Source organism: Pseudoalteromonas sp. (genome assembly GCF_036960685.1).
Taxonomy (GTDB): domain Bacteria; phylum Pseudomonadota; class Gammaproteobacteria; order Enterobacterales; family Alteromonadaceae; genus Pseudoalteromonas.
The window spans coordinates 46,532-69,712 of sequence record NZ_JBALXK010000024.1 but is presented as its reverse complement, the minus strand read 5'-3'; the positions used below and the strand labels follow the sequence as shown (position 1 = coordinate 69,712).

At 41.8% G+C, this 23,181-nt stretch carries 14 protein-coding genes and 1 tRNA gene; 12 read left to right on the top strand and 3 right to left on the bottom strand.

Annotation, left to right across the window (positions count from 1 at the left end):
• Positions 1–383: 383 nt before the first annotated feature.
• The 3 genes from nadA to gntR all read left to right on the top strand — a co-directional run bounded on the left by nadA (position 384) and on the right by gntR (position 2,898).
• Positions 384–1,424, top strand: coding sequence for a quinolinate synthase NadA (gene nadA / locus V7783_RS17260; RefSeq protein WP_335679772.1), 1,041 nt, complete (start codon positions 384–386; stop codon positions 1,422–1,424).
• A gap of 147 nt (positions 1,425–1,571) precedes the next feature.
• Positions 1,572–1,661 (top strand) — tRNA-Ser (locus tag V7783_RS17255).
• 229 nt (positions 1,662–1,890) lie between these two features.
• Positions 1,891–2,898: a gluconate operon transcriptional repressor GntR gene (gene gntR / locus V7783_RS17250; RefSeq protein ID WP_335679771.1), complete on the top strand. Its 1,008-nt coding sequence runs from the start codon at positions 1,891–1,893 to the stop codon at positions 2,896–2,898.
• A 41-nt stretch (positions 2,899–2,939) separates the two neighbouring features.
• On the opposite strand, the gene gntU is transcribed toward gntR, so the two are convergent.
• Positions 2,940–4,283 carry a gluconate transporter gene (gntU, locus tag V7783_RS17245; protein ID WP_335679770.1) on the bottom strand — a complete coding sequence of 448 codons (1,344 nt, stop codon included), beginning with the start codon at positions 4,281–4,283 and terminating at the stop codon, positions 2,940–2,942.
• 196 nt (positions 4,284–4,479) lie between these two features.
• Between gntU and V7783_RS17240 the strand changes: the two genes are divergently transcribed.
• Complete coding sequence (locus V7783_RS17240) at positions 4,480–4,956, top strand: gluconokinase (protein WP_335679779.1); 477 nt, start codon at positions 4,480–4,482, stop codon at positions 4,954–4,956.
• A gap of 79 nt (positions 4,957–5,035) precedes the next feature.
• Here the strand turns inward: V7783_RS17240 and V7783_RS17235 are convergent, their stop codons facing one another.
• Together V7783_RS17235 and V7783_RS17230 are read right to left on the bottom strand one after the other, a co-directional pair.
• On the bottom strand, positions 5,036–5,425 hold the full coding sequence (locus V7783_RS17235; protein ID WP_335679769.1) for a DUF2750 domain-containing protein: 390 nt from the start codon (positions 5,423–5,425) through the stop codon (positions 5,036–5,038).
• A gap of 72 nt (positions 5,426–5,497) precedes the next feature.
• On the bottom strand, positions 5,498–6,079 hold the full coding sequence (locus tag V7783_RS17230) for a TetR/AcrR family transcriptional regulator (RefSeq protein WP_335679768.1): 582 nt from the start codon (positions 6,077–6,079) through the stop codon (positions 5,498–5,500).
• A 125-nt stretch (positions 6,080–6,204) separates the two neighbouring features.
• On the opposite strand from V7783_RS17230, the gene V7783_RS17225 reads away from it, so the two are divergent.
• From V7783_RS17225 to recD, 8 genes are all read left to right on the top strand, one after another.
• A complete protein-coding gene (locus tag V7783_RS17225; protein WP_335679767.1) occupies positions 6,205–7,248 on the top strand; it encodes an alkene reductase in 1,044 nt (347 codons plus the stop codon).
• A 147-nt stretch (positions 7,249–7,395) separates the two neighbouring features.
• Positions 7,396–9,435: an EAL domain-containing protein gene (locus V7783_RS17220; RefSeq protein ID WP_335679766.1), complete on the top strand. Its 2,040-nt coding sequence runs from the start codon at positions 7,396–7,398 to the stop codon at positions 9,433–9,435.
• A gap of 120 nt (positions 9,436–9,555) precedes the next feature.
• On the top strand, positions 9,556–11,907 hold the full coding sequence (locus V7783_RS17215; RefSeq protein ID WP_335679765.1) for a TonB-dependent receptor domain-containing protein: 2,352 nt from the start codon (positions 9,556–9,558) through the stop codon (positions 11,905–11,907).
• A gap of 62 nt (positions 11,908–11,969) precedes the next feature.
• On the top strand, positions 11,970–13,097 hold the full coding sequence (locus tag V7783_RS17210) for an alkaline phosphatase family protein (protein ID WP_335679764.1): 1,128 nt from the start codon (positions 11,970–11,972) through the stop codon (positions 13,095–13,097).
• On the top strand, positions 13,094–14,188 hold the full coding sequence (locus V7783_RS17205; RefSeq protein WP_442961392.1) for an alkaline phosphatase D family protein: 1,095 nt from the start codon (positions 13,094–13,096) through the stop codon (positions 14,186–14,188). The genes V7783_RS17210 and V7783_RS17205 overlap by 4 nt, the downstream gene beginning before the upstream one ends.
• A gap of 160 nt (positions 14,189–14,348) precedes the next feature.
• Positions 14,349–17,648 carry an exodeoxyribonuclease V subunit gamma gene (gene recC / locus V7783_RS17200; RefSeq protein WP_335679777.1) on the top strand — a complete coding sequence of 1,100 codons (3,300 nt, stop codon included), beginning with the start codon at positions 14,349–14,351 and terminating at the stop codon, positions 17,646–17,648.
• Entirely contained in the window at positions 17,635–21,210 is a 3,576-nt protein-coding gene (recB, locus tag V7783_RS17195) for an exodeoxyribonuclease V subunit beta (RefSeq protein WP_335679763.1), read from the top strand. The genes recC and recB overlap by 14 nt, the downstream gene beginning before the upstream one ends.
• The gene (gene recD / locus V7783_RS17190) at positions 21,207–23,126 is read left to right on the top strand and encodes an exodeoxyribonuclease V subunit alpha (RefSeq protein ID WP_335679762.1); all 1,920 of its coding nucleotides are present in this window, start codon (positions 21,207–21,209) and stop codon (positions 23,124–23,126) included. Before recB ends, recD begins: the two co-directional genes overlap by 4 nt.
• Positions 23,127–23,181 lie beyond the last annotated feature (55 nt).

The window sequence follows — 23,181 nt, the reverse complement described above, 5'->3', positions numbered from 1 at the left end:
TCATTAGCTCAGTTGGTAGAGCAGTGGACTTTTAATCCATTGGTCGATGGTTCAAGTCCATCATGACCCACCATTCTGGTTTCTTTATTGTTAAAACACTTTTTTGCTCATCTTAATTTCATCTTGTCATATTCAAATGTTTATCCTCACTTATTTGTTTGTAAAATAATTAACAAAGCACCCTGATCAGCAAATACGCATTTTTAAACAGTATCTTCCAGAAAAATAGTTCGCTATAAAAATGACTTCGTTTCGGCCTTATTTAGCACGTAAGCCGGGTTTAAAATTTAAGTCGATTGGTATTTATTAGCACTACTGTTATTTAGTTATATATTCTCGTATAATTCGCCCTATAAATGCACTGTAGATTAAGTGGTCGAGAAATGAGTTTAGCTCAAACTATTATGCCTGAAGGTTATATCTTTCCTCCTAAACCAGCTCCATTGAATAATGATGAGCAAGCGCAATACAAAGCACGTATCAAACAATTATTGATTGATAAAAATGCCGTATTGGTTGCCCATTATTACACTGATCCTGAAATTCAAGCGCTTGCTGAAGAAACAGGCGGCTGCGTTGCCGACTCGTTAGAAATGGCACGCTTTGGCGCAAAACACGATGCCGACATGATCATTGTCGCGGGTGTACGTTTTATGGGGGAAACAGCTAAAATTTTAACCCCGAACAAAACCGTTGTTATGCCAACGCTTGAAGCAACCTGTTCACTAGACATTGGGTGCCCAATTGACGAGTTCTCAGCATTTTGTGATCAGCACCCTGATCGTAAAGTGGTTGTATATGCCAATACATCAACGGCCGTTAAAGCTCGCGCTGACTGGATAGTAACCTCATCGTGTGCCCTTGAGATTGTTGAGCACCTTGATGAAATGGGCGAAAAAATAATTTGGGGCCCAGATAAACACTTAGGTGCCTATATTCAAAAGAATACCGGCGCCGACATGATCATGTGGAATGGCGCATGTATCGTGCATGACGAATTTAAAACCAAAGCGTTAAAAGACATGAAAGCGCTGTACCCTGATGCTGGCGTTTTGGTTCATCCAGAATCACCAGCAGAGATTGTAGCGTTAGCTGATGCAGTAGGTTCAACCAGTCAATTGATCAAAGCGGCACAAACGATGAACAATCAAAAGTTTATTGTAGCTACAGATCGCGGCATTTTTTATAAAATGCAGCAGTTATGCCCAGATAAAGAATTTGTTGCCGCACCAACGGCTGGCGAAGGCGCAACCTGTAAGAGTTGTGCGCACTGCCCATGGATGGCAATGAACGGCCTCAAAGCGATTGAGGAAGCGTTATTAGATGCAACTGGCAAAGAAGTGTTCGTAGATATGGACCTTCGTGAAGGCGCGCTCAAGTCGCTTAATCGCATGCTTGATTTCTCAGCGTCACTTAAGCGCTAAAGTAAGTAATAAAGATAAGGCCGCTGATATGAATATCAGCGGCTTTTTTGTTTGTTTACTAGGCAGTTAACAGGCAAAAGGGAAAAACACCTTGCACCTGTGGACGCTATTTCATACTATTACGCCGCGTTATACATTAACGCCTGCGGTGAGGTGGCTGAGTGGCTGAAGGCGCACGCCTGGAAAGTGTGTTTAGGTTAATCCCTAACGAGGGTTCGAATCCCTCCCTCACCGCCATTATTTAATATTAAGACGTCTCATGACGTCTTTTTTTGTTTGTGGTATTCAGACAATAAGTGCTCTCATACTTTATTAGTTTTTACTTTCCTTAATCCCTTCCGATACTACTTATTAATCTTATACACATTTCTAGCATAAACTGGTGAATATTGAATAGATTGCTAAAGTGGCTAAGTGCCCCCGAAATTGTTATGTTACAGGTAACAATTAAAATTTATTAGCTGTAATGAAAAAAAATAAACGCTCGTCCTTGCAGGATATAGCAGATGCTGTGGGTATGACTAGAATGACGGTCAGCCGCTATCTAAAAAGTCCCACAAAAGTATCTGAAGCAACGCGCAGTAAAATCAGTGAAGCAATTGAATTACTCGGTTATATACCTAATAAAGCGCCGGATCTGTTATCAAATGCAAAAAGCTTTTCTATTGGCGTGCTTGTCCCATCATTGACTAATCAAGTGTTTGCACAAGTGATCAGAGGCATTGAAGAAATAACTGAACCGGCAGGTTATCAAACCATGCTGGCTCATTATGGTTATAGCCCAGAGATTGAAGAGAAAAGAGTCGAGTATTTATTGTCTTATCATGTTGATGGGTTAATTTTATCTGAGACAACTCATACCGAGCGCACTCGGCAAATGATAAAAATGGCAGGTATTCCGGTCGTCGAAATAATGGATATTAATCATCCTCCTATCCAGTATTTAATTGGCTTTGATAATATTAAAGCGGCTTTTGATATGACCAATGCACTGATAGATAAAGGCTATAAAAACATTGTTTATTTAGGTGCCAGGCTCGATATGAGAACGAAACTTAAACTACAAGGTTATACCGCTGCAATGAGCAAAAGAGACTTAACGCCACGCAGTATTATGACGGATAAGCCATCTTCTTACGGTTTAGGTGCAAAGCTTATTGTGCAAACACTCAAAGATTACCCAGATACAGACTGTATTTTTTGTACTAATGATGATTTAGCAATTGGTGCAATTTTTGAGTGTCAAAAACGTAATATAGCAGTCCCGCAGGAAATGGCGATTGTTGGTTTTCATGGTCACGATGTTGGTCAATCTATGGTGCCGCAACTGGCCAGTGTAATAACGCCGCGGCAACACATTGGTAATCTTGCAGGCGAAAGGTTATTGAGCGTAATTGATAGCAAACAGGATGAAGTAGATTACGAGCGGGTTGTTGATGTGGGTTATAAAATTCATTTAGGTGAAAGTGCTTAGTATTAAAAAGTGCTCAAGCTAAAAACTTGAGCATTTAGTCGCTATAGGAATAGCGAGATCAATATTGCGACTATCGCACCACATGTACCAATAATTGTTTCCATCACCGTCCATGTCTTAAGCGTTTGCATTTCAGTAAGGCCAAGGTAGCGACTGGCCAGCCAAAACCCCGAGTCATTAACATGAGACAGCACGATAGATCCACCACCAATAGCGATAGTAATTGCAGCAAGCTGCGCGCCACTTAGACCAAGAGGCGCAAGCATAGGGGTAATTAAGCCACATGCGGTTAGCATAGCAACGGTTGCAGAACCTTGAATTACTCTAACCGCAGCAGCTAAAACAAACGCTAAAATAACAATTGGTAAACCTGAACCTGCAAGGTAATTACCCAGAGCATCGCCGACACCAGAATCAATTAATACTTGTTTAAATACGCCACCTGCACCTGTGACAAGAATAATCACGCCAGCGGGTTGTAGGGCGCTACCACAGATCTCCATTATTCGGTTATTAGGCACACCTCGTTTAACACCAAGCAGGTAAAAAGCCATTAAACAGGCGGTTAAAATGGCAGTAAAAGGATGACCAATAAATGCAAGCCAATGCGCGATACTCGAGTCACTTTGCACAAATCGACCCCCTAAGGTGTTTAAACTGATCATAATTAAAGGGAGAGCAATTAAACCAAGGGCAAGAGCAAAGCTGGGGATCCCTTCGCCTGCTCTTGTGTCGTTATCTGTTTGAGCATGGTCGGGTAATTCAACATGAATAGACTTAGAAATAAGCGCTCCCCAGATAGGGCCGCCAAGCACCATTGCCGGAATACCTGCGAGTAAGCCAAATAAAATCATATAACCGTAGTCAGCACCTAGTTCAGAAGCCACTAAAATAGGACCAGGGGCAGGGATCAGAAATGCTTGGCACGCTGCAATGCCTGCAAGTAAAGCAATGGCAATTTTAACTACACTGCCACCGCCTTTTCTTACTACAGCAAAAGCAATACCAATTAAAAGAACCACCGCAACATCAAAAAATAACGGTAAAGCGCAAATAAAACCGGTAAAGGTGAGTGCCCAATTCGCATTCTTATCGCCAAACTTATTTAAAAGGGTGTGGGCAATGCGATCAAGTGCGCCAGTTTCTTCCATAACCTTGCCAAACATTGCACCTAAAGCAACCACCACAGCCACAAAACCTAGTGTGCCAGCCATTCCTTTTTCAATTGTTTTTGTGATCATTTCAGGGCTCATGCCTGAACACAGTCCGGCTATCATCGAGACTAATATCAAAGATACAACAGCGTGTAGCCTGACTTTCATTACGAGAAAAAGTAATAAAAAGATAGAGCCTACTGCAGTTAAGATTAAAGATAAATCTGACATATACTTCCTACTTAATACTATTTAACCCGAGTTCAGGTTATTTAAATAATTTTTGTTTAACTTCACACTGTCAATTGTTACGGGTAACATACTACCTGTAACTTAAAATAATAAATACATTGAACAGCAATGAATTTAAAATTAAATCGAGGTTAATCAAGTGAGCCAAGCAACAACTGGGCGTATATTTATAATTATGGGTGTATCCAGCACTGGCAAATCAAGTGTTGGCTCAGCATTAGCAAAAAAAATGAATGTTAAGTTTATTGATGGTGATGATTTACACCCAAAAGCAAATATTTTAAAGATGTCTGCAGGGGAAGCACTTAACGATGAGGATAGAGCACCTTGGTTAGAAAGAATTCGTGACGCTGCTTTTAGTATTGAAAAGAAAAATGAAGTTGCAGTGATTGTGTGTTCCGCCTTAAAGCAAAAATACCGTCAGCAAATATGTGATGGGAATGTGGGAATTACGTTTTTACATCTTTATGGTGAGTTTGAACTAGTGAAACAAAGAATGCAGGATAGAACAGGGCACTTTATGCCAGTTGAACTGTTAAAAAACCAGTTTGATACGCTTGAAATGCCTGATGAAAACAATGTTATTACCATAGCAATCAATCAGTCATTTGATAGCGTGGTTGAAAGTTGCTTTGAGGCGACTTTAAAATAATCTGTAGCGTATTTTTCTAGAAATGTGCGGGTAATAAAAGTCGCAGGAAACTAAGTAACCTGCGACTAACCATATTTAATTAATAGCGTTTTTTAGGTGCTTTAAGTTGGCTATCAAATTCATCAGGAAATAAAATGGTGCCGTCGTCTTCTTCAGTGGGGAATACGGCAATAAGTAGGTCGTCTTGCTCAAGGCCTGGCGTCCAGCGGCTTAGCCAGTCCTTTAACGGGATTGCTTTTGCTGTGCAGTTTTCCCATTCTCCTGTGGCCCAGGCTTCTGCGTAAATACGCTCTGGCCATACTGGAACACAATCATCATCTTCGTTGGCAAGCATTACACAGCCATCGTCGTCATTTAATATCCAAACTTGCTTGAATTCGTGGACTGTCTCAAACATAAAAGCCAGTCTCTTTTTGGCTCCTAAATTAAGAATAGTCTCAAATTTTTCAGATGCGGTTGCATTACTCATTAATAGACTCTCTCTAGAATGGCTTAGGTATAGTATATTGACTAATATGACAAAATGTCGCTTAGTTAGAAATTAATTACACAACGCATTGTATAAATCGTCTGCTAGTTGGCTTAAATCATTTTCACACCGGTTGGTCAATGCGTAGGTTCTTAGCCCATACAGGCCCATAGCTAAAAAACGGGCAAGATGCTCAGCACTGCGGGTGTCAGGGAGCTCACCTTGCGCTATTGCGCGGTCAAATTGCTTGGCAAGGGCATTTTCGTAGGCGTTTAAATTAGCCATCAGTACTTGGCTTATTTGTAAATCTTGTCCTTCAACTTCGCTAATACTTTTTGTTAGTAAGCAGACTTTCATAGCCTCACCACAAATGCACTCTTTGATAATTGCATCTAAATAAAGGCGCAGGTTAGGTAATACTGGTTTATGTTCGCAAAAAAGCGCTGTGAATTGTTGGTTGCGGTCGGTTTGATATTGCTCAATTGCCGCTAAAAATATGCCTTTTTTATTACCAAATGCTGCATACAGAGAGCCTGGATGAAGGGCCGTAACTTGCGTTAACTTTTGCATGCTGGTTTTGACATAACCACATTGCATAAAAGCGTGCATCGCTTGGCGCAGTACATACTCGCGGTCAAATTCGGCTACTCTCATAGTGCTCTCTCAAGGTGTTGGTAAAAGCAGTTTACTTAATCTTGAGCGAATATTCAAAAATAGGCTTGAATATTTTATGGTTCGCCCTTATCTTGAATGTACATTCAAGATAAGGATTGATAATAATGACCACTGATCTACTGCAACCATTTAAACTGAATAACAGCATTGAACTGCAAAATCGTATACTTATGGCACCATTAACTCGCTGTATGGCAGACGATAACTTAGTACCAACCCAAGCTATGGTTGACTACTATGCTCGCCGCGCAGAAGCGGGCTTGATTATTAGCGAAGCGACGATAATTCGCCCTGACGCACAAGGTTACCCAAATACCCCTGGTTTATTTACTAGTGAGCAAATTCAAGGCTGGAAAAAAGTAACCGACGCAGTACATGCTAATGGCGGTAAAATATTTGCACAATTGTGGCATGTTGGCCGTGTTGCTCATCCGCACTTTTTTGATGGTGACGTTTTAGCGCCATCAGCAATCGGTGTTGAAGGCTCAGTACCACGCATGCGTGAGCTTACTTATATCACTCCTAAAGCTGCCACTATTGACGATATTAAAGGTTTAGTTGCTGATTACGCAAAAGCCGCTGAAAATGCAGTAGAAGCAGGGTTTGACGGTGTTGAAATCCACGGTGCCAATGGCTATTTGATTGACCAATTTTTACATTTCGCTGCAAATGAACGTACTGATCAATACGGGCAAACACCTGAAAATATGGCACGCTTTGCGTTAGCAGTCGTTGATGGTGTTATTGCAGCCATTGGTGCTGATAAAACAGCACTGCGTTTATCGCCTGGTGCTTATTTTAATATGAGTGAAGATGAACGTGATCAAGGTGTATTTGATTACTTACTTGCTCAGCTAAACACGCGCAAACTGGCTTACTTACACGGTGGTATTTTTGATGACAGCATGCGTTTTGCAAGCCTTGGCAATAAAACTACCTCTGAATATTTACGCGAGCATTTTACAGGCACCTTGGTTGGCGTAGGCAGTTATGATTATGACAGTGCTAAAGCTGCGATAAATGACAATAGATTTGATTTAATCGCTATTGGTCGTCCTTTTATCGCAAACCCAGATTACGTGAGCAAAATTGCTAATAATGAACAGCTAGTTGCATACGATGAAAGTATGCTAGCAGAACTCATCTAAACTAAGTTAGTCAGCATAAGTTATATACCACCGTTATCGGTGGTATTTTTTTGCATGAAACACTGTGTAAGATGATGTTTTAAATAATTAACCATTACAGGATAAATAAATTATACTCCATTAGATAAATTAACTTTAGGAAGTACTTTGTTGGTTTTAAAGCAACTTAATACGCTGTTTTCTGTGTTTGCTCAATCGCGCTATATAATTTCATTACGCGAAGCATTTATAGCATTGATCCCGTATTTTGTAAGTTCAGCACTGGCCATTCTAGTATTAAACCTTGCCGTTAATTTTGCCATTTTATCCCCCAGCGATTTCCTGTACAGCGTTATTGAGCACAGCTCTAATATTATTTTTGTTTTATTCCCTTTAATGGTCGCACTTTCCGTTGGCTTTCACTTATCTAAAAATTTAGGCAACAGTGCAGTGGTGGGCAGCATGTTAGCGTTAGCGGGCTTTTGCGCGCATAGTGATTTTTTAGCGTTTAACAATGGCGTGCTTGCTGTCAATGTCAATGGCGCATCGGCTTATGCGGTACTGGTACCATCTTTAACCAGTTATTTGCTGATGTTGGGCTATAAATTCATACCTAAACAGTGGCTTGAATTACCACTAATTAGTGATTTTTTAAAAGAAAAGCTGTCTTTGATCGTGCCTTTTAGCTTGGCATTTTTTGCACTGTATTTTATTGTGCCCTTGATTGAAGTGAGTGTGCAATCGGCATTGTTGTATATTGTACCAAGTAGCGATGATAGCAGCGTCGCAATGCAATTATTTAAACGTATGATCATCGTGCATAGTTTTTGGTTTTTTGGTGTGCATGGCGATAACGCCTATTCAATGATGTTTGAGCAACTGTTTTTACAGCAAGATATTCTCCCGGGTTTAACGGCAAAAACCTTTTACGATACCTTTGTGTTGATTGGTGGCACTGGCTGTTTTATTGGTCTGATCGTTGCTGCATTCTTATTACCAAATGGCAGACATGAAAAAAGTATCGCAAAAATATCGATCCCGTTTTCGTTATTTAATTTTTGCGAAATCATTTTGTTTGCGCTGCCGGTATTTTTAAACCCTCTGCTGTTAGTGCCTTTTATTTTAGTGCCGTGCTTTAACTTTTTGCTCAGTTATTTTTTACTCTCTAGTGGCGTAATAGGTTACCAAGAAGTGACCATTAGTTGGATGACGCCAACAATCATCAACGGTACTATGGTTGGCACCGATGCATCGGCACCTGTTTATCAAGTGTTTTTGATTCTGTGTAATGCTTTTATTTATTATCCATTTTTACGCTTAAGCAGTGAAAAAAATAATTATCAAATGGCGTTTAATAAACTCAGTAGCCAATTAAATGTGAGTGAGCGGTTTGTTGCGAACTCTGAGCAGCGTTTTATCAAGCAACAACAAGCGCAGAACCTTTCCAGCGCACAACTTACAACTGTGCTAAATACCATTTCAAATGCAAGGCTTGCCTTGTATTACCAGCCACAAATCGATTTAAACTCGGGTCAAGTCGTTGGCTTTGAGGCTTTACTGCGCTTACACAATAACGATGGCAGTGTATCGGGGCCTTATTTTTTAGATACTCTGATCATGCATAAGCAAACCGATATCATCGACGGCTGGGTCATTAAGCAAGCCGCCTGCGATTTAACTCAGTGGCGCAACGTAGGCTTTAAACCCAATATTAGTATCAATGTTAACCCTGATGTACTTACTAACACTGAGATGGTTGATAAAATTTGTCAGTTGTTTGTTGAATTTACTGATCAAGTGAAAATCGAAATTGTTGAATCAAGCTACCTTGAGCAACAAGTCATCGTAACGCAGAATATAAATAAGCTGCGCGCTCATAATATAGAAACCGTTCTGGATGATTTTGGCACAGGCTACTCAAGTTTATCTATGCTGACTCATTTTCCGGTCAAGCACGTTAAATTAGACCGCCAGTTTTTACTGCAATGTCAGCAAGATGCTGGGCGAATTCTTTATCATCAAGTTACCGAGTTATTTGCCAAGCTTGGCTTTGCTGTTGTTGCCGAAGGCATAGAAACAGCCGAAGAAGAACAATGGGTGAAGAGCTTAGGGATCACAACTGCACAAGGCTGGTTGTACGCTCCTGCTATGTTACGTAATGAAGTGATCAGTTTTACCCAAACTCGCAATAATGCTAACCATATCTAAAAGTTGCCATAAAAGTTCTATATTTGTTTAATCATTGTGTCAATAATTTGGACCTGTTTTGTCACAAATCCCCGCCATACTGTGCCCGCATTCAAAACAACAATTGCAAATGGGACAACAATGCGTACTTTGACAAAACATTCAACTCTAAGCCTCGCTATCGCGTTGGCTTTTTCAACAAATAGCTTTGCCAATAATAATGAAATAGAAGAAGTCACCGTCGTGGCTAAACCAACCAGCTATGCTAACAGCGTGATTGAACAATCAATGATCGAGCAACAAAGTTCGGTATCGAGTGTACTGTCGGTGATTGATAACTTGCCAGGCATTAGTATTAACGAAGGTGATGCGTTTGGTGGCGATGATTGGTCTACCACGATTACTATGCGTGGTTTTAGTATTGACGGCAATCAGCAGCAGCTGGGAATGACAGTTGATGGTATTCCAAATGGCGGCTCAAATTATGGCGGCGGGGCAAAAGCGAATCGTTACCTAGATAGCGAAAATCTAGCAACAGTAGAAGTGGGTCAAGGCACATCAGATATTGCTTCTGCATCGCTTGAAGCGTTAGGTGGTACGTTTAACTTTGTCAGTAAAGACCCAAGCCTTGAAAAAAGCACGACTTTTGCTTATACCAATGGCGATCATGATGCCTCACGTTATTACTTTAAACATGAAACAGGTACTATTTTTGATAACACCCAAGCGTATGTAAGTTACTCGCAAACTGATACCAGTCGTTGGATAGGCGATGGCAGTAATGGTGGTAAAGATAACCAACATGCTGAGGTTAAATTTGTATCAAACTTTGACGCGTTAACCATGACAGGGCGTTTATCTTATGACGATGTTAGCGAAACAAACTATAACAGCGTTAGTCTTGAACAATTTGCACAAACGCCAGATTGGGATCAACTTACGTGGAACTGGACAGGCACCCCGCATTTTGACCAAATGTTTGCTGAAGGTTGGGGCACATTGCGTGAAAATACGTTAGGTTATTTAAAGTTTGAATACGCTATTTCACCGTCATCATTACTGACAGTCAGCCCGTATTATCATAAAAATTCAGGGCGAGGCGATTGGATCCCACCGTATTTAACCTCACCTGTTGATGAAAATGGTAACCCAACCACTGAAGGCGGCAGTAATGCAGGCTCGTATGGCTTTGTAGATAGTGATGGCAACCCACTTGCGCCAAACCCCGGCTGTACACAAAGTCTAAGTTGGCCGTGGGAATCAGGCCCTGGTTTAAATCCAGCTTGTTACTCAGCTGATGCTACTCCTGTGATGTCGTATCGTCATACTCATTATGATAAAAGCCGTTTAGGCTTGACCGCTAATTACCAATTAACGCTAGGTATGCACGATATTGAAGCGGGTATTTGGTATGAACAATCAGAGCGTGATGAATCTCGTGATTGGCACAAAGTAATTGATGCCCGTGTATATCATCACTTTGACAGCACACCCTATTGGACTCAGTACAAAAACACTTTTGATACTGATACGTTCAAATGGTACGTGCAAGACTCAATGGCGCTAGGTGATTTCACCTTAAATATTGGTGCTAAGCAATACCTCGTTGAGTTACAAAAATACGACCACTTTAATGATATAACTTCAGATAAAGTAAACAGTGATTCAGACGTACTCTTTAGTGCCGGTGTGCTTTATCAACTTGATAGCAGCACCGAGTTATTTACCAGCTACAGTCAAAACTTTGCGGCAATTAAAGATGGCGTACTTGAGCGCGACAGCTCAACGCTTACTGACATTGAGCCAGAAACCGCTGAAAATATTGATTTTGGTGTGCGTTATAAGGCTGACCGTTTAAGCCTTACGGCAACGGCTTACTCAATTGAATTTGAAAACCGTATTACCTTTATTGCCCCAGGCAGCGATTCTAGCGGTATTGATTATACCATAGGCACCAATGGCTCTTACATTAATGTGGGCGGCATTGAATCTCAAGGTATTGAATTATCTGCAAGTTATATGCTTACTAATGAATGGAATATCTACACATCATACACTAACAACAGCTCTGAATACGCCTCTGACGACCCAAGCTCATATGCAAACGGTGAACTCATTGATGGTGCAGGGCCAAGCTTTAGATCGGGCGATGATGTTATTGATGCTCCAAGTGATATGTTTGTGCTTTCAACTGACTACTACAGTGGTGATTTCCGCTTTGGTATTTCAGCAAAATATACGGGTGAGCGTTTAGGTGCATGGACCGATGAACAAACCCGTGCTCGCAATGAAGTAGATGGTTATACCGTGATTGATTTTAACGCAGGCTATTACGCAGAAGTCAATGCTGGGGCATTTAAATCAATCGATATTGCCTTTGCTGTGACTAACGTAACAGACAAGCAGTACCTTGCTGGTGGTACAGGTAATGGCTCGACCTACTTTATTGGCGCACCACGTACAGCAGCACTGACATTTACTGCTAATTTCTAAGTTATAGTTTAAACACAAAGCCCGTCATTGATGGGCTTTTTGCTCTTTTTATAGGTAATAAGATGAAAAAAATAATCAAACTAAATGTGCTTGGTATATTACTGTTGACCAGCCAATTGGCAGTTGCAGCGCAAAATGTGGTGTTAGTCACCCTTGATGGTGTGCGCTGGCAAGAGGTGTTTAATGGCGCGGATGAAAACCTGATCAACAACCCTGATTTTGTTAAACGCAGCGAAGAGCTAAAAGCTGAGTTTTGGCACGACGATACTAAACAGCGTCAACAGTTGCTAATGCCTTTTATAACTCAAACAGTGGCAAAACAAGGAGCGATTATTGGCGACAGAAATAATAACTCCAAGATGTCGGTGAGTAATCCGTGGTATTTCTCATACCCAGGTTACAACGAGATTTTAAGTGGGTTTGTTGATGAGGGCATTAACAGTAACGATAAAATTTTAAACCCAAATCAAACCATGCTGGAGTTGCTTGAGCAACAGGTTGAATATAAAAACAAAACGGCACTCTTTGGTAGCTGGGATGTGTTCCCGTTTATTGTCAATGATAAGCGCAGTGGCGTGTATGTAAACGCGGGCTTTATGCCAATTTCAGCGAACCTATCAAACGATGCTGCGCTGTTAAATGCAATGCAAAATGAGATCCCAAGCCCTTGGCATAATGTGCGTTTAGATAGTTTTACTTATCGTTTTGCTAAAGCGTATATGTTGGCTAAAAAGCCTAAATTACTGGTGATCAGTTTAGGTGAAACCGATGACTTTGCTCATGATGGCGCTTACGATCATTATTTAAAGTCAGCTAAACAAAGTGACGCTTTCATCAAAGATTTATGGCAGACTATTCAGACTACTGAGGGCTATAAAAATAACACGACCCTGATTATCACCACAGATCATGGCCGTGGCAGTCACGCTAATGATTGGCAGCATCACAGTTCAAAACAAGCATTAGCAAAGTCAGAGCAAGGGCGTAAAGCGTTTCCTGAGGGAATAATTGGCTCTGAGCACATTTGGTTTGCAGCCATTGGTCCTGCCATTAAAACTACCGGTTTAGTTACAACCAAAACAGAGCTTAAGCAAGCGCAAGTTGCCGCCACCGTATTAACTGCGCTAGGTGAAAATCCACAAACGATAAACCCTAAAATGGCACCTGCGATCGCTGAGGTATTAAAATGAAGCCTTTATTTACCCGCTCTATGCTTGTAACAACGCTCGCAAAAACCCTACTGGCAAGCGTTTTATTGAGCTGTAGTGCTTTAAGCGCAGCAGAAAAAATAACGGCACCTCAAAAAATACTGTTTGGCTCCTGCGGTCATCAAGATAAAGCGATTCCCATTTTTGATGCGATCAATAAGGAAAATGCCGACTTGTTTATCTTTTTAGGGGATAACATCTATGGCGACACCAACGATATGCAAGTGCTGGCAAATAAGTACCAAAAACTAGGGGCAAAACCAGGTTTTAAAACGCTACAAGCACAAACGCCGATTATCGCCATGTGGGACGATCACGATTATGGCCAAAATGATGCAGGCAAAGAATACCCACAAAAAGAGCAATCACGACAAATTATGCTCGATTTCTTTCAAGAGCCAAAAGCATCAATTAGACGTACTCGAACTGATGGTATTTATACCTCGTACATGTATGGGCAAGGCGAACAAACCATACAGGTGATCATGCCTGATCTACGTTGGAACCGAGATGCACTTAAGCAAGTAAGCGAAGCTGAATATCACACTAAGCGTAAAGCAAACAATCAAGGGCCATACAGCCCAACAGCGGTAAAAGGCGCATCAATGCTCGGCGAAGCGCAGTGGCAATGGTTTGAGCAAGAGCTGAAAAAGCCAGCGGCAATAAAGCTGATCAGCTCAAGCTTACAGTTGCTACCTGATTTTACCGGCTGGGAGTCATGGGCTAACTTTCCTGAAGATCGCGCACGGTTATTCACACTTATTAAAAAACACCGTGTAAATGGGGTGATTATTATCAGTGGCGATACTCACTGGGGAGAAATCTCTAAATACAGTACTGATCTAGATTATCCATTAGTTGAAATGACAAGCTCTGGCCTAACTGAAAAATGGAAAGACGTAAGTCCCAATAAACATCGCATTGGGCAATTTACTCATGAGGTAAACTACGGTGATTTAAGCATAGATTGGCAGCAAGCAGATCCAGCTATTTCATTGCAGCTTAAAGGCATTGATGGCAAAACTATTATGCAAAGCCAATTTAGTTTATCCAGTATTAGTCCCTACAAGTAACGATATTAAGCTCACCGCTTCAGGGATTGAAGTCGTGGGCTTACTCCGCTTAAATATCAAGCTAAGCATCTGATTTATTAAAGCCAATTAACGACTTTGGCTACCCCTGTAATTGAAAATATCTTACACTGGTTTTATCTCAAGCAAGAACAGTGTCGCCATGCTCAATATTATTCAATCAAACCGGATGGAAGCCCTGCAAGCGCAGTTTCATCAGCTGTTAAAGTTAAACCCATTACCCAGCGTGTTTGATAAAGAAGTGGTGCTGGTACAATCCCCAGGGATGTCGCAGTGGCTCAAAATTGGGTTGAGTGAACAACTAGGCATTGCCGCGCAGGTGGACTTCCCATTGCCATCGAGCTTTATTTGGCAGCTTTATCAGCAGTTGTTACCTAATGTGCCTAAAGAGTCGGCTTTTAATAAGCCAAACCTTGCTTGGAAACTGTTTGCTATATTACCAAATTGCATTGATGAACCGCTGTACTTACCCCTTAAAACTTATTTAGCGGGCGATACCGATGGGCAAAAAACCTTTGCCTTGTGTGAAAAAATCGCCGACGTATATGACCAATATCTGATGTATCGACCGCACTGGATTGCGACTTGGGACAGCGGTGTTGATAAACTGGACGATGTAGACATAAACATAGCGCCATGGCAGCCCGACCTTTGGCGGCGTATTGTTGAGCACAGTAAAGCACTTGGCCAAAGCCAATTTCATCGCGCTAATATGCAAGGTAAGTTACTCAGCGCGCTTGCATCAATGGATGCAAATTTATTACCTAAACGCATCAATTTATTTGGTATTTCAGCGATTGCCAGCTCACAACTTGAGGTGTTTGAAGCTTTAAGCCAAAAAACAGAAGTTAACTTATTCTTTTTTAATCCCAGTGAGCATTATTGGGGTGATGTGGTCGATGAAAAAACCGCAGCAAAAATCACCGCTAAATATGCCATCAAACCTTTGTTAGACGCGCAATCTAAACCAGAACAAGAATATTATTTTATTGGTAATCCGCTGTTATCGTCGTGGGGGAAACTTGGCCGTGATTATTTTGAGCAACTAGTACAACTTGAAGCCAGTTGGCTTGATGGCTTTATTGATGTATTTGACGACAGCTTACTTGGCCAAATTCAAAGTGAAATTTATCAACTGGCGTTTAAAGGCGAATCACTAAGCGAAAACAAAGCGTGGTTTATAAATGATGAAGGCAAATTGCCAATAAACAGTGACGACACCAGTATTACACTGAGCGATTGCCATACACCGCTTCGAGAAGTCGAGCGCCTGCATGATTACCTACTTAACTTATTTAACCAAAATAAACAGCTCACACCCAAAGACATTATTGTAATGATGCCGGATGTGGGCACTTATAGCCCTTACATTGAAGCGGTATTTGGTGGTGCGAAAAATGAGCGTTTTATTCCCTATGCGTTAGCCGATCTCGCTATTGAGCAAGAAAAACCGGTGCTCAGCTCGTTTGCCAGCCTTGCTAATTTACCGTTTTCGCGCTTTGGTGTGTCAGATATTCTCGACTTACTGCAAGTGAGCCAAATAGCTGAAAAATTTAGTGTTGAAGCCCATGAGTACGAACAAATTCAGTATTGGCTGGAACGTGTTGGTGTTAAATGGGGCATTAACGCTGAGCATAAACACAGTTTTGATTTACCCGCCATTGAGCTAAATACCTGGCAACATGGTTTAAACCGATTATTGCTTGGCATTGCCCAGCGCGATGAACAATGCCCTTACAAAGGGATTTACAGCGCCGATGAAGTCGAAGGTATGGCGCTTGATACGCTCAATAAATTAGTGCATTTTATTGATGTATTACAAAACTTTAAAGAGCAACTAAGCCCAGATGATACGTTGATTAACAAAGCAGATATTCTGGCAAACCTGCTAAGCGAAATTTATGAAAGCGACAGCGACGATAGCTGGGATCTATTAGTCCTGCAAAACGTGTTGGATGAGCTTAAAAAGCACCACGACAATGGTGACTACAGCCAAGCCGTGTCGCAGCGCATTGTTAGCTATTTGGTTAAACAAGGCATTCAAGAAAAGGGCGTTGGTCAGCGTTTTTTAGTGGGGCAAGTTAACTTTTGTACACTCATGCCAATGCGCGCAGTGCCATTTAAAGTGGTGTGTATGCTTGGCCTTAACGATGCCGATTACCCACGTACCGTGCAACCGATTGGTTTTGACTTAGTGCCGTATTCTAAAAAGCAAAAAGGTGACCGATCACGCAAACTGGATGATCGCTACTTGTTTTTAGAGGCACTGCTCAGTGCCCGCGATAATTTGTATATGAGTTATATTGGCCGCTCGTGTTTCGACAACCAGCCGCGTATGCCATCAACCTTGGTTAGCGAATTATTAGAATACATTGGCCGTAGTTTTGAATACGCAGACTTTGAATACGCAGATAAGAGTCATAAAAAATTACCGCAGAGCTTGATTAATCAACAGCATTTACAACCATTTAATAGCCAATATTATCAAGCAGCCTCCAATCATTCGCTGCAAAGCAATCACAGTTATAACCCAATTTGGCTACCTGCTGCGCCAATAATGCCAGAGCCTGTCACTAAGCTTGAAGTCACTGCGCCAGAGCAGCTTGATCTTGATGTGTTTATTCGCAGTGTATGCCATGCCCAAGAAAGCTTTTATCAACAAAGTTTAGGGTTACGCTTACCGCAATTTAATGAAGTAGCCAAAGATGAAGAGCCATTTAGTTTAGATGCACTAAAACGGTATTTTTATCTGGATGAAATACTGCAAGCAAATATTAATGAACAACCACTTAGCACAGCACAAATACTGCAGCGCGGAGATTTACCGCAAGCCAATGTGGGCGACATTATTTACGACAGTATGCAGCACCGAGTTGACGCACTTGCAGGACAAGTGAAAGAGCAAATAAAAGGCGGTAAAAATGAGCCGATTGAGGTTAAGTTAACCCTTGAAAACACCCAAGTTGAAGGCTGGCTAAATCATGTGTATTTGCAAAAACAAGTGTTTTACCGCAGTGCCAGTATTAAAGCGAAAGATCTGATCAAAGGTTTTATTTATCACTTAGCAGCACAAAGTATGCAACAAAACGTTGAGACTTTACTGCTAGGTCTGGATAAAAAAATTAGTTTTGCACCAATGAGTAAAGCAGATGCCGATGCTTTACTGGCCGATTGGTTTGATTTGTATAAAGTGTTACGACAAGCGCCAGTGGCGTTTTTTCCGGTTAGTGGTTATGAATACATTAAAAGTGGTGGTGATATAAACAAAGCGATGAGTAAATTTAGCCCACAATATATTGGCCGAGGCGAAGGGGAAGATCCTTATATTCGCTTAACCATTCAGTCGTTAGCCGATTGCCAAGACGAATTTATAAAATGGAGCGAGCTACTACTGGCGCCATTATTTACTCATGCCAAGGAGAGTGACTATGCAAGCGCTTAACCCACTCACTATGCCACTGACGGGGCAAAGCCTGATTGAGGCCAGTGCTGGTACTGGTAAAACCTATACCATTACGGGTTTATATTTACGCTATTTGCTTGGCATGCAAAACGCTGATGATCGCACTGCAGCAGTTAATGTGCCGCTCAGTGTTGAGCAAATATTGGTGGTAACGTTTACCGATGCCGCCACTCAAGAAATTAAAGACAGGGTGCGCAGCCGCATTATTGCCGCCCGCGATGCATTGCTTGGCCAAGACCCAGATGATGAGCTGATAACAGGTGTAATAGCGGCAATTGACGATAAACACCGCGCTTTTGATTTACTCGATGCGGCGGCCAAGTCGATGGATGAAGCGGCTATTTTTACCATCCATGGTTTTTGTCAGCGCATGCTTAAACAGCATGCGTTTGAATCTGGTGTGGCATTTAATTTAGAGTTTATTCTCGATGAGCGGGATATTCTGCTTGAGACCATTAAAGATTTTTGGCGTGCGTTTGTATACCCGTTAGATAAAGAAAAAACCGATGCCATATTAAATGTGTTCGCCGCGCCAGAGCAATTGTTCTCACACGTAGCGAGTATTTTAAATAAAGGTAATGCGCAGATCACACCACAAATAAAGTTAGATGATGTGTGGCAAGCCCGCGAGCAATATTTAGCAAAAGTACCGGGGTTTAAAAAAGCCTGTTTAGAAAGCGAGTTTATTGCTGCAATTAAAAGCTCAGGGCTTAGTGGCTCCAAAACTCCCGCACGAAAAGGCAGTTTACAAGCGCTGGAAGAATTTTGTGTAGGTGATGAAGCATTTTTTGAGTTTGGCACCAGCAAATACTCGTTTGCGGTGTGGGGCAGCGATAGCTTAAGTGATGCCAGCAATTATAAAAAAAATCAGCTGTTATTTACTCATCCGCTGATCGCCGAATTTGATGAACTCGCAAGACTTTCATCTGTAGTAAACCAAGGCCTAGGTATTGCCATTGTGCAACATGCTGCAAGTTGGGTAAAAACCGCCATTGTTAAGCGCAAACAAGAGCAAAGTGTGATCACCCCTGATGATTTACTCAGCAATTTACACAATGCGCTGCACAGCGAGCAAGGCGATACACTGGCGCAAAAAATAGCGCAGTTGTTTCCGGTGGCGATGATTGATGAGTTTCAAGATACAGATCCGATTCAGTACGGCATTTTTAGTAAAATTTATGGTCAAGAGAATACCACCCTCGCCATGATTGGCGACCCAAAACAAGCCATTTATGGTTTTAGGGGCGCGGATATTTTTACTTACATCGGTGCAAAACAAGCGGTTGTTAAAGAGCAGCAATTTACCTTAGGCACAAATTTTCGCTCCAGCAGCGATGTAGTCCAAAGCGTAAACCAGTTATTTGCCAAACACGGCAATAGCTTTATTTATAACGATGCCATACCGTTCAGCCCAGTTGCAGCAAAGGGTAAAAAAGCCGATAAATCATTTTTACTCGATGGCAAGCCCGCTACTGCGTTTGAATTTTGTGTATTTGTAGATACTGATGCAGATGAAAAAAATAAACCAACCAGTAAAGGCTTTGGCCAGCAACAGTTAGCGCAGTATTTTGCTAATAAAATAGTCACTTTGCTGGAGCAAGCTGGCCAAGAGCGTGCTTGCATTGGCACAACACCTATAACCGCTGCTGATATTTGTATTTTGGTACGGGATCGTGTTGAAGCACAAATCATGAAAAAAGCCTTGAGTGAGGCGCATATTGCCAGCGTTTATTTGTCTCGTGATAGTGTATTCAATCAAGAGTTAAGTCATCATTTGCTTAATTTTTTAACTGCTTTACACGGCCAATATGACGAGTCGTTACTACGCGGCGTATTAGCAGGGCCGTTATTTTGCCTCAGTTATAACGCCATTTATGCTTTGCATGAAGACGAAACTCAGTGGCAACAGTATTTAACCTTTTTTGCCAGCTTGAGCGAAATTTGGCACAAGCAAGGTGCCATGGCAATGATGGAACATCTCCTAAGCCATAACCAGCTCAGCGCAAAATGGCAGGGCTTAGGCTACAACGTTGAACGCTGGTTAACCGACTTTAGGCATTTGGCGGAAATACTCCAGCAAAAGCAAATTGAGCTGGAAGGCACGCTGCGTTTATTGCGTTGGTTCGCGCAAAAGGTTAGCCAGCAAGATGGTGAAGCGGTGCAAGTACGCCTAGAAAGTGACGCTAATTTAGTGAAAATAGTGACCATGCACGCATCAAAAGGGCTTGAATATCAGCTGGTGTTTATGCCGTTTGCTAGTGGCTTTCGTGAAACCAAAGACGCGCTTTATCATCAAGATGGTAAGCTGATTTACGATTTAAGTAAAAGTGAAGACGCACTACAAAAAGCCCAACAAGAACGTTTAGCGGAAGATTTACGGTTATTGTATGTTGCCCTTACTCGCGCCGTGCATTTTTGTGCTATTGGCATGTATAACCTTGGCCAAGGACAAAGCAGCCGTTTAGCAATACAAAGTAGCTCGTTAGGGCATGTATTATTTGCAGGTTTAGATATTACCAGTAGTCAAGTTTGGCGTGAGCATTTACAAGAATTTTGCGATGCAAACCAGGCAATGGTTTATCAACAATTTAACTCTGAGCAACTCGCTGAGCAGGGCGTGTTAACCTTTATCAACAGCCTTGATACCAGTGAAATACTCACTGTAAATCAGGTTAATGCGCGTATTGAACGTAATTGGCGCGCTACCAGTTTTAGTGCGTTGAGTTTTAAAAAGCACACCGATCATATAGAGCCTGGACGCAGTGATGAAGATCACGAAAAAGACGAATTTGCCGCTCAGCAAGATGAAGTTCTATCACCATATAGCTTCCCGAAAGGCGCAAAACCAGGTAGTTGCTTACATGAAATTTTTGAACAACTTGATTTTACCCAGCCTGAAACTCACCCCACCAATGCAGAGCAAAATTTAGCGGCCGTGGTTGAGCGCAGTTTAAATAAATACCACATTAGTGAGCAGTGGCAAGCAACGGCGCAGCAATGGGTGCTTGATGCACTTAATTGCCCATTGAACGAACAAGGCTTAAGCCTTAGTGTGTTAACCCCGCAGCAATGTTTAGTGGAGATGGAATTTAACCTGCCACTGAGCCATTTATCAGCCAAGCAATTAAATGCGATATTAGTTAAAGAGTTTGGTTTTAATCAAAGCCGGTTGGATTTTTATGATGTAAAAGGCTTGCTGAAAGGGTTTGTCGATTTAATATTTTGCTATCAAGATCAGTATTATATTTTAGATTACAAATCAAACTATTTAGGTAGCCAAGCAAGTGACTATGAGCAAGATGCCCTTGAGCAAGCAATGAGCAGCCATCAGTATCATTTACAGTATTTAATTTATACTGTGGCGCTGCATCGATTATTAAAACAACGGCTACCAAATTACAACATAGAGCAACATTTAGGCGGCGTGTATTACACTTTTTTACGTGGTATGAGTGAGGGGAAGGGCGTATATTTTAAAAAGCTTACCACAGCGCAAGTGCTGATTTTAGACGGCTTGTTTAGTGAAGGAACCATGCTATGAACGCACCACAACAAAGCAGCCCTGTAATAGTGCCATTACTGGATTATTTACTCAGTGAAAATCGCGTCAGAATGGTTGATATAAAGCTGGCCGACTTACTCTGCGAGCAACAGCATGATGATGTTTTTTATCTGATTTTATTACTCAGTAATGCCCAACAAAGCCAGCATAGTTGCTTAACACTGAACGAACTTGATTGGCAAAACCCGTTTAATTTACGCCAAGCCGAATTTAGCCCCCTGGCGCTGAGCGTGCCAGATTGTTTAAGCCCATTTTGTGATGGCTTTACTACCGAGCAGGCACTGGTTTGTTTGCAAAATCATGCCAGTGTTGGCCCTGGAAAACCATTATTGTTATTTGATAATCGCTTGTACTTTGCTCGCCTTGCAGGTTACGAGCACACACTGGCGCAGCGTTTATTGCAGATGAGCCAGCAAACAGTAAAGATTGATAATCAGGCATTGACGCAGCTCTTAGCAGATTATTTTCCAGATCAGCAAACCGATAGCATCGACTGGCAAAAAGTAGCGTGTGCAATGGCGGCGACTAAAGGGTTTAGTGTGATTACCGGTGGCCCTGGTACAGGTAAAACCACTACAGTGACAAAATTATTAGCAATATTACAGTCACTTTATCAACATGCCCCCTTGAGTATTAAGCTGGTGGCACCGACGGGTAAAGCGGCAGCACGCTTGAGTGAATCAATACTGGGCGCAAAAGATAAACTCACCAGTATTCCCGAGCATATAAAAACCTTAATACCGCAAAGTGCCCAGACAATCCACCGTTTGCTTGGGGTTAAACCGTTTACAAATAAATTTAGGCATTCAGCGGCCAACCCATTACACGTTGATTTGTTGATCATCGATGAAGCTTCAATGGTTGATTTATCATTGATGGCAAAGCTCATTGAAGCATTACCAGCTCACGCGCGGCTCATTTTATTGGGCGATAAAGACCAACTTGCCTCGGTAGATACCGGCAGTGTTATGAGCGATTTATGCCAAGGATTAACGCTTGGGCAAACGCCACATTATTCTGCTGCGCGCTGCGCAGAGTTGAATCAGTTGTGTTTTAACGGCGAAGATAAACTACAAAGTAGCCCGAGTGATTTTAAACTTGCCGATTGCATTGCATTTTTACAACATAGTTATCGCTTTGATGCCAAAAGCGGTATCGGCCAATTAGCACAAGCGGTAAATACCAATAATACTGGTAAGCTTAATTACGTAGAGCAAGAGGTAAACAGCGGCGCATTTAAGGATGTGATTTTTGATTATGATTTAGTAAGCCAGCCACTTGATAAACTAGTGCAAAGTGCCGCGCATAAATACGCTGAGTATCTGCAATTAATTGCCCAGCAAGCAAGTAGTGCCGCCGTACATAAAGCGTTTTCCAGCTACCAACTGTTAGCCGCAGTACGTGAAGGTGATTATGGCGTAAATAACTTAAATCACCGTATTGAAAAACAGCTTGCACAACAAGGCTTAATTGCCCTAAATCCTGATCAGCGCCATTATGTGGGCATGCCAATTATGATTGCGCAAAACGATTATCAGCTAAAATTATTCAATGGTGATATTGGTATTTTAATGCTTGATGAGAACGGCCAATTAAAAGCGGTATTTATCGACGAGCAGGGCAGTGAGCGGGCCTTTTCACCCGCACGATTGCCCGCCCACGATAAAGTGTATGTTATGACGATACACAAATCACAAGGCTCTGAATTTACCTACACCGCTATGGTACTGCCACCAGCTAATCAAGCAACTGCAGGCATAAACCGCCAACTGGTCTACACCGGTATTACCCGCGCAAAACAAACCTTTGAGCTGGTGGCCGACAAAAAAGTATTACTCATGGCCATGAATAAATCAGTCAGCCGCGCATCAGGGTTGTATGAGAGGTTGAAATGAAGCTTTAAGTTGTAAGCGGTAAGTTTTAAGTTAGAGATTAGCTCGGTGTTAAATT